Origin of the sequence: Couchioplanes azureus, assembly GCF_014648355.1 — a bacterium.
GTDB classification, from domain to species: domain Bacteria; phylum Actinomycetota; class Actinomycetes; order Mycobacteriales; family Micromonosporaceae; genus Actinoplanes; species Actinoplanes azureus.
The window spans coordinates 290844-304080 of the sequence record NZ_BMQY01000005.1 but is presented as its reverse complement, the minus strand read 5'-3'; the positions used below and the strand labels follow the sequence as shown (position 1 = coordinate 304080).

Below are 13237 nucleotides of genomic sequence, written 5' to 3'. Positions count from 1 at the left end.
GATCCCCACGCCGGGAGCGGATCGCCGCGCCGGGAGCGGATCGCCGCGCCGGGAGCGGATCGCCGCGCCGCGAGCGGATCGCCGCGCCGCGAGCGGATCGCCGCGCCGCGAGCGGATCGCCGCGCCGGGGGCGAGACGGACGCCTGAGCCGGGCCGGGAACAGGACGCCGACGCGACGGCGAGGTGAAGGACAAGCGACCCAGCCAGTCCTGCGCCCCTGGAGGGGTGCCAGCCCCGGCAACCTGCTGACCGCTACTGTTTCCTGGTGCTCGTTCTCGCTCTGGACACCTCCACACCCGCGGTCACCGCCGCCCTCGCGGAGGTGACCCATGCCGGTCTGACCGGCCTCGGTGAGCGGAGGGTGGTCGACCCGCGGGCCCATGGAGAGCTGCTCGCGCCGCAGATCCGTGCCGTGCTCGCCGACGCCGGTGCCCGTCCGGCCCAGCTCGGTGCGATCGTCGCCGGGCTCGGCCCCGGGCCGTTCACCGGCCTGCGGGTGGGTCTCGCCACCGCCGCGAGCATGGGGCAGGCGCTGGGCGTTCCCACGTACGGGGTCTGCTCGCTCGATGCTCTCGGGCGTGCGGCAGGGCCCGGCCGGGTCCTGGTCGCGACCGACGCGCGGCGGCGGGAGGTCTATTTCGCCACCTATGTCGACGGCAAGCGGGTGACCGAGCCCGATGTCGCGAAGCCCGCCGAGGTGTCCGTGGACGCCGACCGGGCCGTCGGCGAGGGTGTGCTGAGGTACAGCGACGTGCTCGGGGTGCCGATCGACGACCGGCTTCTGCATCCGCCGGGCGAGGCCCTGATCGCCCTGGCGCTGGACCGGATCCAGGCGGGGGCGGCGGGTGAGCCGCTCACTCCGCTCTACCTGCGCCGGCCGGACGCGGTCGAGCCTTCCGCTCGCAAGCACGTGCTGCCCTGATGGCGATCGAGCGGTTCCGGTGGTGGCACATCGCCGAGGTGCTGCCGCTGGAGGAGGAGCTCTTCGGGCCGGACAAGTGGTCCGCGACCATGTTCTGGAACGAGCTGGCGCAGCGCCACTTCTACGTGGTGGTCCGGGAGGACGACGAGATCGTCGGCTATGCCGGGCTGGCGGTCGTCGACGAGCAGGAGAGCTGGGTGCAGACCATCGGCGTCAAGCGGGAGGCCCGGCGGCGGGGTCTGGGCCGGGAGCTGCTCGAGACGTTGCTCGAGCGGGCCGGCAAGCGCAAGGTGCTGCTCGAGGTGGCCGTCGACAACCACCCGGCACAGAAACTCTATGCCTCGTACGATTTCGAGCCCGTCGGGATCCGGCGCGGCTACTACCAATCGAGCAACACGGACGCCCTGGTGATGATGCGCGATGCCTGACGAGCCCCTGGTCCTCGGGATCGAGACCTCCTGCGACGAGACCGGCGTCGGCATCGTCCGCGGGCACACCCTGCTCGCCGACGCGCTGGCCTCCAGTGTGGATCAACATGCGCGGTTCGGCGGGGTGGTGCCCGAGGTCGCCAGCCGGGCGCATCTGGAGGCCATCGTGCCGACCATGCGGCGGGCGCTGGACGAGGCGGGTGTCACGCTCGCCGACATCGACGCGATCGCCGTGACGGCCGGGCCCGGCCTGGCGGGTGCGCTGCTCGTCGGGGTCGCCGCGGCCAAGGGGTACGCCCTCGCCGCGGAGAAGCCGATCTACGGCGTCAACCATCTCGCCGCGCACGTCGCGGTGGACACGCTCGAGCACGGGCCGCTGCCGGAGCCGGCCGTGGCGATGCTCGTCTCGGGCGGGCATTCGTCGCTGCTGCTCGTGGACGACCTGACCGCGGGGGTGACGCCGCTCGGCGCCACCATCGACGACGCCGCGGGGGAGGCGTTCGACAAGGTCGCCCGGCTGCTGGGGATGGGTTTTCCGGGCGGGCCGGTGATCGACCGTACGGCCCGCGACGGCGATCCGCGGGCGATCGCGTTCCCGCGGGGCCTGACTGCGCCCAAGGATCAGGCCGAGCACCGCTTCGACTTCTCCTTCTCGGGCCTGAAGACGGCGGTGGCGCGCTGGGTGGAGGCGCGGGAGCGCGACGGCGAGCCGGTGCCGGTCGCCGACGTGGCCGCGAGCTTCCAGGACGCGGTCTGTGACGTGCTCACCGCCAAGGCCCTCGACGCGTGCCGGGAGCACGGCGTCGGGACGCTGGTCATCGGCGGCGGGGTTGCGGCGAACTCGCGGCTGCGGCTGCTGGCCGAGGAGCGCGCGGCGAAGCTGGGGGTGCGGGTCCGCGTGCCCCGCCCGCAGCTGTGCACGGACAACGGCGCGATGGTCGCGGCCCTCGGTTCCCATCTCGTCGCGGCGGGCGTGGCACCCAGTCGGCTCGATCTGCCGGCCGATTCGGCGATGTCATTGACCTCGATCGCTGTGGCGGGGTAGGAAGCGAGCATGATCGCACGAATGTGGGAGGTCCGCGCCTCGCGCGGCGGCTTCGACGAGCTGCTGAGCTGGGTGTGTGACGAGGCGCTGCCGAAGCTGGAGGTGCTGCCCTCACACGTGTCGAGCGAGGTCTTCTCCTCCACGGATCTGCGCATTGTGGTCATCTCGAAGTGGCGGAACAGTCCCGCTGCCCTTCCGGCGCCCCCGGCAAACCTCGTGGCTCGCTCTCCGCACGTATGGGATTTCTCGCCGGTCGATAGATAACGCGCTGGATCGTGACCGCGGGGTTACGTAACGTCGAAGGGCGATGCGAGATCTGCCCCCCGCCGATCCCGGCTCTGCCGATCACCGGTCCGCCACCCGCTACCTGGGGTGGCTCGCCCGGCGCACATGGGTATCCGTCAGCGCCGCGATCGTCTTCGCGGTCGTCTGGATGGTCTGTCAGGCCTTCGTGCCCGCCGTCATCGGCCGGGCCATCGACGCGGGCCTGACCGAGCGCGACGGCCGCGAGCTGTTCGTCTGGAGCATGGTCCTGCTGGTCGTGGGCCTCGTGCAGGCCGGCGCCGGCCTGCTGCGCCACCGCCGGGCCGTCTTCAACTGGCTCTCGGCCGCCTACCGTACGGTGCAGGTCGCGGTGCGGCAGGCCGGCCGGCTCGGGGTCGCGCTGCCGCGGCGGCTCGACGCGGGCGAGGTCGTGGCCATCGGTACGGCGGACATCACCCACATCGGCAACGCCATCGACATCACCGCCCGGGGTGTCGGCTCGGTCGTCGCCGTCCTCACCGTCACCACGATCCTGCTGCTCACCTCGGTGCCGCTCGGCCTGGTGGTGGTCCTCGGCATCCCGGTGCTGATGGCCGTGGTCAGCCTGCTGATCCGGCCCCTGCACCGGCGCCAGCAGGCCTACCGGGAACAGCAGGGCCGGCTCACCGCCCACGCCACCGACCTGGTGGGCGGCCTGCGGGTGCTGCGGGGCGTCGGCGGCGAGCCGGTGATGTCGGGGCGCTATCGCGCCGAGTCTCAGCGGCTGCGGGCGGCCGGGGTGCACGTGGCCTGGGTGGAGTGCCTGCTCGACGCGGCACAGGTGCTCCTGCCCGGCATCTTCCTGGTGCTGGTCACCTGGCTGGGGGCGCGCTTCGCGATCTCCGGCCGGATCACCGTGGGCCAGCTCGTCTCCTTCTACGGGTACGCGGCCTTCCTCGTCTCCCCGCTGCGCCAGCTCACCGAGACCATCGACAAGCTGACCCGCGGTCACGTCTCCGGGCGCCGCGTCGTCTCCATGCTGCGGGTCCGCTCGGACCTGCGCCGGCCGGCCCGGCCGAGGCCCGCCCCGGAGCGGGGTGAGCTGGTCGACCCGGTGTCCGGTGTGGTCGTCCGGCCGGGCGTGGTCACGGCGATCGCGGCCGCGGTGCCGGCCGACGCGGTCACCATCGCGGACCGGCTCGGCCACTACACCGCGGCCGGCGCCGGGACGACGCTTGCCGGCGTACCGTTGAAGGATCTCGATCTGGCGAGCGTGCGCGAGCGGATCCTGGTGGCGGACAACGACGCCCGGCTGTTCTCCGGGCCGTTGCGCGACGATCTCGATCCGGAGGGCACCGGGCGCGCGCCCGCCGCGTGCGCCGACGCGTGCGCCGCCGACGTCGTGGAGGCGTTGCCCGACGGCCTGGACAGCGAGGTCGCCGAGCGGGGCCGCAGCTTCTCCGGCGGGCAGCAGCAACGGTTGCGGCTCGCCCGCGCCCTCGTCGCCGACCCGGAGATCCTCGTGCTGGTCGAACCGACCAGCGCCGTGGACGCGCACACCGAGGCGCGCATCGCGGCCCGGCTGGCGGCCGCCCGCAGCGGCCGCACGACGGTCGTCTGCTCGACCAGCCCGCTGGTGCTGGACCGCGCCGATCACGTCCTCTACGTCGAGGGCGGGGTGGTGGCCGCCGAGGGAACCCATCGCGAACTGCTGGACGGCAGCGTCGCTTACGCGAGGACGGTGCTGCGCGAGTGAGCAACGCGCTCCCGGTGGCGGACTCCCGCCAGGTGCGCCGGTACGCCCGCGAGCTGTTCCGCCGGCATCCGCGCGCGCTCACGACCACCGTGGTCCTGCACGCGCTGGCCGCCATGACCGGCCTGGTGGGCCCGCGGCTGCTCGGCGAGCTCGTCGAGTCGATCCAGCATCACGCCGGCGTCGGCACGGTGGACCGGATCGCCGCCGTCATCGCGGTCTTCGTGGTGGTGCAGGCGGTGCTGGTGCGGTTCGCCTACCTGGCTTCGGCGCGGCTCGGCGAGCAGATCCTCGCCGAGCTGAGGGAGGACTTCGTCGACCGGGTGCTCCGGATTCCCTTGTCCACCGTGGAGCGTGCGGGCACGGGCGACCTGCTCACCCGGACCTCGCGCGACGTCGACGCGCTGTCGCGGTGCCTGCGCTTCGCGGTGCCGGAGACGTTGATCGCCATGATCACCGCGTCGCTCGCGGTCGGCGCGCTGATCCTGGTCAGCCCGCTGCTCGCGCTGCCGTTGCTGATCGCGGTGCCGATCCTGACCTGGTCCACCCGCTGGTACCTGCGCCGGGCCGCGGGTGGCTATCTGCGGCAGAACGCCGCGTACTCCCAGGTCACGGACGGGCTGGCGGAAACCGTCGAGGGAGCCCGGACGGTCGACGCGCTGCGGCGGCAGCGGCAGCGCATCCGCCGCACGGACAGCGACCTGCGCCGCTCGTGGCGGACCGAGCGGTACACGCTGTTCCTGCGCACGGTGTGGATGCCGTCGATCGAGGTGGGCTACGTGCTGCCGGTGGTCGGCACGCTGCTGCTGGGCGGCTGGTTCCACCTGCGGGGCTGGGTCAGCCTCGGCCAGGTCACCGCCGCGGTGCTCTACGCCCAGATGCTGGTCGACCCGGTCGACCGCTTCCTCGGCTGGCTGGACGAGCTGCAGGTCGGCGCGGCGTCGCTGGCCCGGCTGCTCGGCGTGTCGTTCCGTACCCCGGCGCCGACCTCGCTGACCCCGCGCGGTGCCGAGATCGTCGCCGAGGACGTGCGCTTCTCCTATGTCGAGGGCCGGGAGGTCCTGCACGGCATCTCGCTCAGGATCGCGCCGGGGGAGCGGCTGGCGATCGTCGGGCCGTCCGGGGCGGGCAAGTCCACCCTGGGCCGCCTGCTCGCCGGAGTGCACACGCCGGGCGGTGGGTCGCTCACCGTCGGTGGGGTCGCGCTGGCCGGTCTGCCCCTGGACCGGTTGCGTACGGAGGTCGCCCTCGTCAGCCAGGAACACCACGTCTTCATGGGTACGCTGCGCGACAACATCGCCATGGTCCGGCCGGGTTCGTCGACCGCCGACGTCCGCCAGGCGCTGGCCGCCGTGCACGCCCTGGGCTGGGCGGACGAGCTGCCCGACGGCCTGGACACGGTGGTGGGCGCGGGCGGGGCGGGCCTGTCGGCCGCGCAGGCGCAGCAGGTCGCGCTGGCGCGGCTGGTGCTCGCCGATCCGCACACGCTCGTGCTCGACGAGGCCACCGCGCTGCTGGATCCCCGGGCCGCCCGGGACCTGGAACGGTCGCTGGCGGCGGTGCTGAAGGGACGTACGGTCGTCGCGATCGCGCACCGGCTCTTCTCGGCCCACGACGCGGACCGGGTGGCGGTGGTGGAGGACGGGCGGATCACCGAGCTGGGCTCGCACGACGAGCTGGTCGCCGCGGGCGGTTCCTACGCGGCGCTGTGGGCCTCGTGGCACGGCACGCCGCCGGTCGGGTCTAGCGCAGGGCCAGGAACACACCCAGCAGAACAAGGGTGACCAGTGCGATCGCGAGCAGCAGCAGGAACTCGCGCCGCTGGCGCTCCTCGGCCTGCTCGGCGGGCAGGTCGCTGACCACGGCGGCGAGCTCGTCGAGCGTCCGGGCGCCGGCGGCCACGCCGACCCGCTGGGTGAACTCGTCCAGGGTCAGCCGTCCGGCCCCGGTGTGCCGCTCCAGGGCGGCCATGATCCGCTGCCGATCCTCATCGGAGGCGCGCATGCTCACGGGCGCACTCTAGCCGGTCGAGCCCAGCAGCGGATCCTCCAGAAGCTTCTCGAAGGCCAGCTCGGCGGCGCCGATCAGGGGTGCGTCGGCGCCGAGCTCCGGCGTCCGCAGCCGGATGTGCTCGCGGCAGGCCGGCAGGGCGACCTCGTTGAGTCGGGACCGGACCTGGGCCGCCGCCACCAGGTACACGTCGCGCAGCGTGCCGCCGAAGATCACCGCCTCGGGGTTGAAGATGTTCACCAGGTTGCCGACCCCGAGCCCGATCCACTCGCCCACGTGCCGGACCGCCTGCTGGGCCGCCCAGTCGCCGCGCATCGCCGCCTCGACCACGCCGAGCACCGCCTCCCGGCCGCTGCGGTCCTCCCGCCCGGCCAGCCTGAGCAGTGGATACTCGCCGATCTCGGTCTCCCAGCAGCCCCGCGAGCCGCAACTGCAGGGGTTGCCCCCGGGGTTGACCACCATGTGGCCGACCTCGCCGCCGTAGCCGCCGTGCCCGGTGATGCGCCGGCCGCCGGCGATGATGCCCGCGCAGACGCCGACGTCGCCGTACAGGTAGATGACGTTCTCGCGGCCGGCCGCCGCGCCGCGGCTGTGCTCGACCAGCGCCGCCACGTCGGCGATGTTGCCGACGACGATCGGGCCGACGTCGCCGCCGATCTCCTCGACCAGCGCGTCGCCGACCGGCTGGTCGACCCAGCCGATCGTGGGCGCGAGGCGCACCATGCCGTCGGCGCGGCGCACCATGCCCGCGACGGCCAGGCCGGCGCCCAGGTAGCGGGCGCCGGCCGGCACGTCCTTGCGCATCTCGTGGATGAAGCCGGCGAGCGGCCGCACGGCGTCGACGACCTGCATCTCCCGCGGGCGCGGGGCCTCGCGGCGGTCCAGGATCACCCCGCCGAGGCCGACCCGGGCGGCGCGCAGCCGGTCCACCTCGATGTTCAGGGCGTACGCGTACACCATCGACGACTCGGGCCGGACCAGCAGCGAGGGCCGCCCGGCGCGGCCGGTCTCCCGCTGGCCCTTCTCGGTGACCAGGCCGGCGGCGGTCAGGTCCGCGGTCAGGGCGCCGATGGTGCTGCGGTTCAGGCCCAGCTTGGTGGTCAGCTCGGCACGGGATGTAGCGCCATGAACGTGGACATAACGCAGCAACGTCCCCAGGTTGTGCCGGCGTACCTCCTCCTGGCTGGGCGCGGCCTTCATCGGTTACCGGTGGCGGCCGCTCTGCGGCGGGACAGCGCGTCGACACTCGCCGCGAGCAGCAGGATGAGTCCGGTGAAAATGAACTTCTGACCGGCGCTGAAGCCCATCAGGCCCATGCCGTTGTCGATGACCGCGATCACCGCGCCGCCGATCACCGCGTCCAGCACCCGGCCCTTGCCGCCGAAGAGGCTGGTGCCGCCGATGACCGCCGCGCCCACCGCGTACAGCAGCACGTTGCTGCCGCCGGAGTTCGGGTCGACCGAGTTGGCCCGGCTGGCCGCGATGATGCCGCCGACCGCCGCCATGAACGAGCCGATCACGAAGACCGAGATGCGGATCCGGTCGACGGCGATGCCGGCGCGGCGCGCGGCCTCCTTGTTGCCGCCGACGGCATAGACGTGCCGGCCGTACGTGGTGCGGCCCAGCACGAACGTCCACACGATCAGCGCCACCGCGATGAGCGGTGCGACGATCGGCACGCCCTTCACCGAGATGATCAACGGGTTGATGCTGCGCTCCTGGGTCAGTACGGCGACCGCGGCGACCAGCAGCGCGGCCAGTCCGGCGATGCGTGCCAGCACGATACCCATCGGCTCGGTGACGAGCCCGTGCGCGGCCCTGGCCCGGAACCGCAGGAGCTGCACCGCGGCGTACCCGACGATCGCGACGGCGGTGAGCGCCCAGCTCAGGCCGGCCGACATGTTGTTGTTGGCCAGCGACAGCACGAACGTGTCCCGGACCGAGACGTTCTTGCCGCCGCTGAGCAGCACCAGCAGGATGCCCTGGAAGGCGAGGAAGCCCGCCAGGGTGACGATGAACGACGGGATGCCCAGCTTCGACACCAGGAAGCCCAGGGTGAAGCCGATGGCCAGGCCCGTCGCCAGGGCGACCGGGATGGCGGAGTACCAGTGCCAGCCGTGGTCGGTGAGCAGGATGGCCATGACCGCCCCGCAGACGCCGCTCGCGAAACCGGCGGACAGGTCGATCTCGCCCAGCAGCAGGACGAACACCAGGCCCATGGCGATGAAGATGACGGCCGCGCCCTGGGAGAAGAGGTTCGCGAAGTTGACCGCGCTGAAGAACGTCGGCCGGGCGATGCCGAAGATCAGGCAGAGCACGATGAGCCCGAGGATCGCGGGCAGGCTGCCGATGTCGCCGCCGCGGACGCGCCCCCAGTAGTCGTGCAGGTGGCCGGCGACCGTGGGCTCGGCCACCCGTACCGGCCCGGTCGATGAGAACGCGGTCGTCATGCGCGGCCCCCTCCAGGGGTGATGTCCAGGAAGCCCGCGGCGGCCGGCCGTTCGGGGGGCAGGCCGAGGTTTCCGCTGCGTCCCGAGGTGATCAGCTCGACGATCTGGGCGTGGGTGACGTCCGTGGTCTTCACCTGGGCGGCGGTCCGGCCGAGGTAGAGGGCGACGATGCGGTCGGAGACGGCGAACACGTCGTTCAGGTTGTGCGAGATGAGCACCACGCCGAGCCCGTTGTCGGCCATGCGGCGGACCAGCTCGAGCACCTGGGCGGTCTGGGCGACGCCGAGTGCCGCGGTCGGCTCGTCCAGGATGACGATCCGGCTGTTCCACAGCACGGCCTTGGCGATCGCCACGGTCTGCCGCTCGCCGCCGGAGAGGCTGGCCACGAGCTGGCGCAGGGATTTGACCGTACGCACGGAGAGGCTGGCGAGCGTGTCACTGGCCATCTGCTCCATGGTCGGCTCGTCCAGCACGATGCCGCGTACCCGCTCGCGGCCCAGGAACATGTTCTGGACTATGTCCAGATTGTCGCAGAGCGCGAGGTCCTGGTAGACGACCTCGATGCCGAGCGCCGCGGCATCGCGGGGGCTGTGGATGGCCACCTGGTCGCCGTCGAAGACGACCGTGCCCGCGTCCATGGTGTAGATGCCGCTGACGCACTTGACCAGGGTCGACTTGCCGGCGCCGTTGTCGCCGACGAGCGCGGTGACCTCGCCGGGATAGACGTTCATTCCGACGTCGTGGAGCACCTGCACGGGACCGAAGCTCTTGTCGATCCCGCGCACCTCCAGCAGGGGTGTCGCGGCCACGGTGGTTCTCCTTCTTCGGTGCGGCACCGCCCACGCCCCGGCCGGGCGTGGGCGGCGGCGTGCTGCGGCGTCGTCCCGGGGCCGGCTCACACGCCGTTCTCGGTGCACAGTTTCGCGAAGTCGCCGGTGCAGAGCTGAGCCCTGGCCACGAAGCCGTCGGCAACCACGTCCTTGACGTTGTGCCTGAAGATCGCCTTCGGGCTGATCAGGACGGCCGGGACGTCCTTGCCGGACTCCGGGTCCTTGATGCTCTGGGAGACCGTCTTCTTCTCGCCCTTGGCGAGCGAGATCGCCAGGTCGGCGGCGGCGTCGGCCACCTGCTTGATCGCCTTGTAGACGGTCATGCACTGGTCGCCGGCGAGGATGTTCTGCATGCCCTGCACGGTGGCGTCCTGCCCGGTGACCGGCACCTTGCCGTTCAGCTTGTTCTTCTTCAGTACGGAGATGACGGCGTTGCCCAGTCCGTCGTTGGCCGCCAGGACGCCCTTGATGTCCGGACGCTGGGTGAGCATCTGCTCGAACATCGTGCCGGCCTGCGCGTTGTCCCACTCCGGCACCCACTGGTCCGGGCCCTTCACGAAGTCACCCGAGTCGAACCTCGGCTGCAGCACCGAGTCGTAGCCCTGCTTGAACAGCGTGGAGTTGTTGTCGGTCGGCGATCCGTTCAGCTCGGCCACCACCGGCTTCGCGTACTGCATGTCGCTCAGGCACTGCACCAGGCCCTCGCCCTGCAGCTTGCCGACCGCGACGTTGTCGAAACTGACGTAGTAGTCGGCGCCGCCGCTGAGCGTCAGCCGGTCGTAGTCGATCGTCGCGATCCCGGCCTTCTTCGCCTTGTCGAGGACCGCCTTGCCGGTGCCGGAGTCCAGGTTCACGATCATCAGCACCCGGACCCCGCTGGAGATCATCCCGTCCGCGATCGTCTGGAACGCGCTCTTGTCGCCCTGCGCGTTCTGGATGTCGGCCGCCACGCCGGCCGCGTCGAAGGCCTCCTTCAGGAACTTCGGATCGTCGGAGCCCCAGCGCTGGGAACTCGCGGTGTCCGGCAGGATGATGCCGACCTTGCCGACGGATCCGTCGCCCGGGATGCCGGAGCCCGCGCCGCCGTCGCCGCCGCACGCGGCCGCGCCGCCGGCCAGGAGGCCCGTCACGGCAAGGGCGAAGATTCCCCTACGCATTCCTCGTGTCCTCTCGTCGTCACGCGCGCAGTCGGGATCGCCGCTCCGGAAATGTTTGTTGTGTCGGGCAACGTATTCCCGTGATGCGGTGCGGCACAACCGGTCAGCTCCCGGCCCTCCATAAAGTGACGCTAGGTCACGTTGCGCTCCGAATCTGGTGCTTTTCCGGTTTCGCCCGGCCCTCAGCTCCGGATGCGGGCGGTCCGGGCGCCGGTCAGCCGGACCAGATCCTGCGGGGCCAGCGACACCTGCAGGCCGCGCCGACCGGCCGAGACGTACATCCGGGGCAGCTCCAGGGCCGAGTCGTCGATCACGGTCGGTAGGCGTTTGCGCTGCCCCAGCGGGCTGATGCCGCCACGCACGTAGCCGCTGCTGCGCTCCGCCGCCGCCCGGTCGGCCAGCGTCGCCCGCTTCCCGCCGGCCGCGCCGGCCAGGGCCTTGAGGTCCACCTCGCCGGCCACCGGCACGACGGCCACCGTCAGCGCGCCGTCGACCTCGGCGATCAGCGTCTTGAACAGCGACTCCGGCGACACCCCCAGCGCCTCGGCGACCAGCGCGCCGTAGTTCGGCGCCTCCGGCGAGACGTCGTACGGGTGCAGCTCGTGTGGCACCTTCTCCGCGGTCAGCAGTACGGTCGCCGGCGTCCCGGCCGCCTTCTTGGCCATGACCAGCGAGGCTATCGGCACAGCACCACGGTCGGCGCACCCGCCACCCGGGTCAGCACCACCGACGCCCATCCGTCGCCGCGCAGCCGCAGGTCGCGGCGCAACTGCTCCGGCTCCAGCGCGGAACCGCGCTTGCGGATCTCGACCCGGCCCACGTGGCGCTCGCGCAGCAGGGCGCGCAGCCGCTTGAGCGAGAACGGCAGCACGTCGGTGACCTCCAGCCGGCGGGCGAACGCGGTGTCGACGCTCTCGTCGGTGTAGACGTACGCGATCTGCGGATCGGCGAGCCGCCCCCCGATCTCGGCCGCGAACTCCGCGACCAGGTGCGAGCGGACCACGGCCGGGTCCGGGTCGTACAGGAACCGCCCGACCGTGCCGACCGGCGCGGCCTCCACGCCCGACCCGTGCACCTCGCCGCCCGACGGCAGCAGGACCGCCCGCCGCGGGAACTCGGCGAGAGGCCCGCACCAGAACGCCGCCTCCACCAGATCGCCGTCGACGCTGACCCACTCGCCCTCGGCGCCCGCGGGCAGCAGGGCGTGGTCGATGCCGGGCGCCAGCTTCAGCACCGTACGCGGCACCCGGCCGGGCAGCGCGGCGATGAAGTCCCACGGCGGCGACCAGGCCTGGGGATCCATCAGCCGGCCGCGCCCCGCCCGCCGCCGGGCGGGGTCGGCGAACACCGCGTCGAACCTCTCCACCTCGACGGAGGCCGCGTCGGCGCACTCGACGGTCACCAGCGCGGAGAGGCCGGCGGCGGCCGCGTTCGCCTCGGCGAGCGCGGCGGTCAGCGGGTCGGCGTCCACCGCGTACACCCGGATGCCCTGGCGGGCCGCCGCCAGCGCGTCCGAGCCCAGCCCGCAGCCCAGGTCGGCGAGGGTGGCAACGCCTGCCGCGCGCAGCCGGGCGGCGCGGCGGTCCGCCACCACGGCGCGGGTCGCCTGCTCGAGGCCGGCCCGGGTGAAGAACATCTCGGCCGCGGCCGCGCCGAACTTGCCCTCGGCGCGCCGTCGCAGGTCCGCCTGGGTGAGTGCGGCGGCGGCCAGCGGTGCGGGGATGCCGCGGGCGCGCAGGGCCGAGGCCGCGGCGAGCGGGTCCACACCGGTCACGCCGGTCGCGGCCGAGAGCGCCGCGGACCCTTCCGGGGTACGCAGGGAGGCGAGCAGTTCCAGGTCCACGCGGAGTCATTCTGCCGTGTTGGCACTCTCCTTGACGGAGTGCTAGTTCCGGCATAATCTCCGATTAGCACTCTCAACCTGAGGGTGCCAGCGCGTGCCCCGACCGGGGGAGCGCGCTTGCGCCAGGCGGACCGGCACCCGCGACGACGGCCCCGCCCGGTGGCATGAGGCATGAGATCGGCCGACGCAGGCCGGCGAAACCTGTACCCAGGAGGGTATGCCCGTGACTACCGCGACCAAGGTTGCGATCAAGCCGCTCGAGGACCGGATCGTGGTCCAGGCGAACGAGGCTGAGACGACCACGGCGTCGGGCATCGTGATCCCCGACACCGCCAAGGAGAAGCCGCAGGAGGGCACTGTCCTCGCTGTCGGCCCGGGCCGCATCGACGACAAGGGCAACCGCATCCCGGTTGACGTCAAGGTCGGCGAGACGGTCCTCTACTCGAAGTACGGCGGCACCGAGGTCAAGTACGCCGGCGAGGAGTACCTGGTGCTCTCCGCCCGCGACGTCCTCGCGGTCATCGAGAAGTGACCTACTGACAGTGCTTCCCGCCCT

General features: G+C 72.4%; 14 protein-coding genes. 7 read left to right on the top strand and 7 right to left on the bottom strand.

Translation table 11 applies throughout. The features are described from left to right. Positions 1-265: 265 nt before the first annotated feature. From tsaB to IEY99_RS19880, 6 genes are read left to right on the top strand one after another with little or no spacing between them, the layout of a single operon-like run. A complete protein-coding gene (gene tsaB, locus IEY99_RS19905) occupies positions 266-922 on the top strand; it encodes a tRNA (adenosine(37)-N6)-threonylcarbamoyltransferase complex dimerization subunit type 1 TsaB (RefSeq protein ID WP_189205336.1) in 657 nt (218 codons plus the stop codon). Continuing rightward, positions 922-1350: a ribosomal protein S18-alanine N-acetyltransferase gene (rimI, locus tag IEY99_RS19900; protein ID WP_189205334.1), complete on the top strand. Its 429-nt coding sequence runs from the start codon at positions 922-924 to the stop codon at positions 1348-1350. The genes tsaB and rimI overlap by 1 nt, the downstream gene beginning before the upstream one ends. Continuing rightward, the gene (gene tsaD, locus IEY99_RS19895; protein ID WP_189205331.1) at positions 1343-2395 is read left to right on the top strand and encodes a tRNA (adenosine(37)-N6)-threonylcarbamoyltransferase complex transferase subunit TsaD; all 1053 of its coding nucleotides are present in this window, start codon (positions 1343-1345) and stop codon (positions 2393-2395) included. Before rimI ends, tsaD begins: the two co-directional genes overlap by 8 nt. 9 nt (positions 2396-2404) lie before the next feature. Continuing rightward, positions 2405-2659 (top strand): hypothetical protein, encoded by a 255-nt coding sequence (locus tag IEY99_RS19890; protein ID WP_189205330.1) that lies wholly within the window; start codon positions 2405-2407, stop codon positions 2657-2659. A gap of 43 nt (positions 2660-2702) precedes the next feature. Continuing rightward, positions 2703-4394, top strand: coding sequence for an ABC transporter transmembrane domain-containing protein (locus tag IEY99_RS19885; RefSeq protein WP_189205328.1), 1692 nt, complete (start codon positions 2703-2705; stop codon positions 4392-4394). Then, positions 4391-6175, top strand: a complete 1785-nt coding sequence (locus IEY99_RS19880; RefSeq protein ID WP_189205326.1) for an ABC transporter ATP-binding protein — start codon at positions 4391-4393, stop codon at positions 6173-6175. Before IEY99_RS19885 ends, IEY99_RS19880 begins: the two co-directional genes overlap by 4 nt. On the opposite strand, the gene IEY99_RS19875 is transcribed toward IEY99_RS19880, so the two are convergent. The 7 genes from IEY99_RS19875 to IEY99_RS19845 form a co-directional block, all read right to left on the bottom strand. Next, on the bottom strand, positions 6135-6395 hold the full coding sequence (locus tag IEY99_RS19875) for a DUF1707 SHOCT-like domain-containing protein (protein ID WP_189205826.1): 261 nt from the start codon (positions 6393-6395) through the stop codon (positions 6135-6137). The two genes, IEY99_RS19880 and IEY99_RS19875, sit on opposite strands and share 41 nt — an antisense overlap. 15 nt (positions 6396-6410) lie before the next feature. Further along, positions 6411-7601, bottom strand: a complete 1191-nt coding sequence (locus IEY99_RS19870; protein ID WP_189205323.1) for an ROK family transcriptional regulator — start codon at positions 7599-7601, stop codon at positions 6411-6413. Beyond that, positions 7598-8851, bottom strand: coding sequence for a sugar ABC transporter permease (locus tag IEY99_RS19865; RefSeq protein ID WP_189205321.1), 1254 nt, complete (start codon positions 8849-8851; stop codon positions 7598-7600). The genes IEY99_RS19870 and IEY99_RS19865 overlap by 4 nt, the downstream gene beginning before the upstream one ends. Further along, positions 8848-9660 (bottom strand): ATP-binding cassette domain-containing protein, encoded by an 813-nt coding sequence (locus IEY99_RS19860; protein ID WP_189205319.1) that lies wholly within the window; start codon positions 9658-9660, stop codon positions 8848-8850. Before IEY99_RS19860 ends, IEY99_RS19865 begins: the two co-directional genes overlap by 4 nt. 86 nt (positions 9661-9746) lie before the next feature. Continuing rightward, positions 9747-10838 (bottom strand): sugar ABC transporter substrate-binding protein, encoded by a 1092-nt coding sequence (locus tag IEY99_RS19855; RefSeq protein WP_189205317.1) that lies wholly within the window; start codon positions 10836-10838, stop codon positions 9747-9749. Positions 10839-11020: 182 nt separating this feature from the next. Further along, positions 11021-11503, bottom strand: coding sequence for a Cys-tRNA(Pro) deacylase (gene ybaK / locus IEY99_RS19850; RefSeq protein ID WP_189205315.1), 483 nt, complete (start codon positions 11501-11503; stop codon positions 11021-11023). Between the two features lie 11 nt (positions 11504-11514). Beyond that, entirely contained in the window at positions 11515-12681 is a 1167-nt protein-coding gene (locus tag IEY99_RS19845; RefSeq protein WP_189205314.1) for a class I SAM-dependent methyltransferase, read from the bottom strand. A 223-nt stretch (positions 12682-12904) separates the two neighbouring features. Here IEY99_RS19845 and groES point away from each other — a divergent pair, with 223 nt between their 5' ends. Then, positions 12905-13213 carry a co-chaperone GroES gene (gene groES / locus IEY99_RS19840; protein WP_015619077.1) on the top strand — a complete coding sequence of 103 codons (309 nt, stop codon included), beginning with the start codon at positions 12905-12907 and terminating at the stop codon, positions 13211-13213. The last annotated feature ends 24 nt before the right edge of the window (positions 13214-13237 follow it).

Coding starts and splice junctions, on each gene's coding strand:
- tsaD (WP_189205331.1), top strand. CDS start 1,343: ATGCCTGACGAGCCCCTGGTCCTCGGGATCGAGACCTCCTGCGACGAG.
- ybaK (WP_189205315.1), bottom strand. CDS start 11,503: ATGGCCAAGAAGGCGGCCGGGACGCCGGCGACCGTACTGCTGACCGCG.
- IEY99_RS19855 (WP_189205317.1), bottom strand. CDS start 10,838: ATGCGTAGGGGAATCTTCGCCCTTGCCGTGACGGGCCTCCTGGCCGGC.
- rimI (WP_189205334.1), top strand. CDS start 922: ATGGCGATCGAGCGGTTCCGGTGGTGGCACATCGCCGAGGTGCTGCCG.
- IEY99_RS19875 (WP_189205826.1), bottom strand. CDS start 6,395: ATGCGCGCCTCCGATGAGGATCGGCAGCGGATCATGGCCGCCCTGGAG.
- IEY99_RS19870 (WP_189205323.1), bottom strand. CDS start 7,601: ATGAAGGCCGCGCCCAGCCAGGAGGAGGTACGCCGGCACAACCTGGGG.
- IEY99_RS19885 (WP_189205328.1), top strand. CDS start 2,703: ATGCGAGATCTGCCCCCCGCCGATCCCGGCTCTGCCGATCACCGGTCC.
- IEY99_RS19890 (WP_189205330.1), top strand. CDS start 2,405: ATGATCGCACGAATGTGGGAGGTCCGCGCCTCGCGCGGCGGCTTCGAC.
- IEY99_RS19865 (WP_189205321.1), bottom strand. CDS start 8,851: ATGACGACCGCGTTCTCATCGACCGGGCCGGTACGGGTGGCCGAGCCC.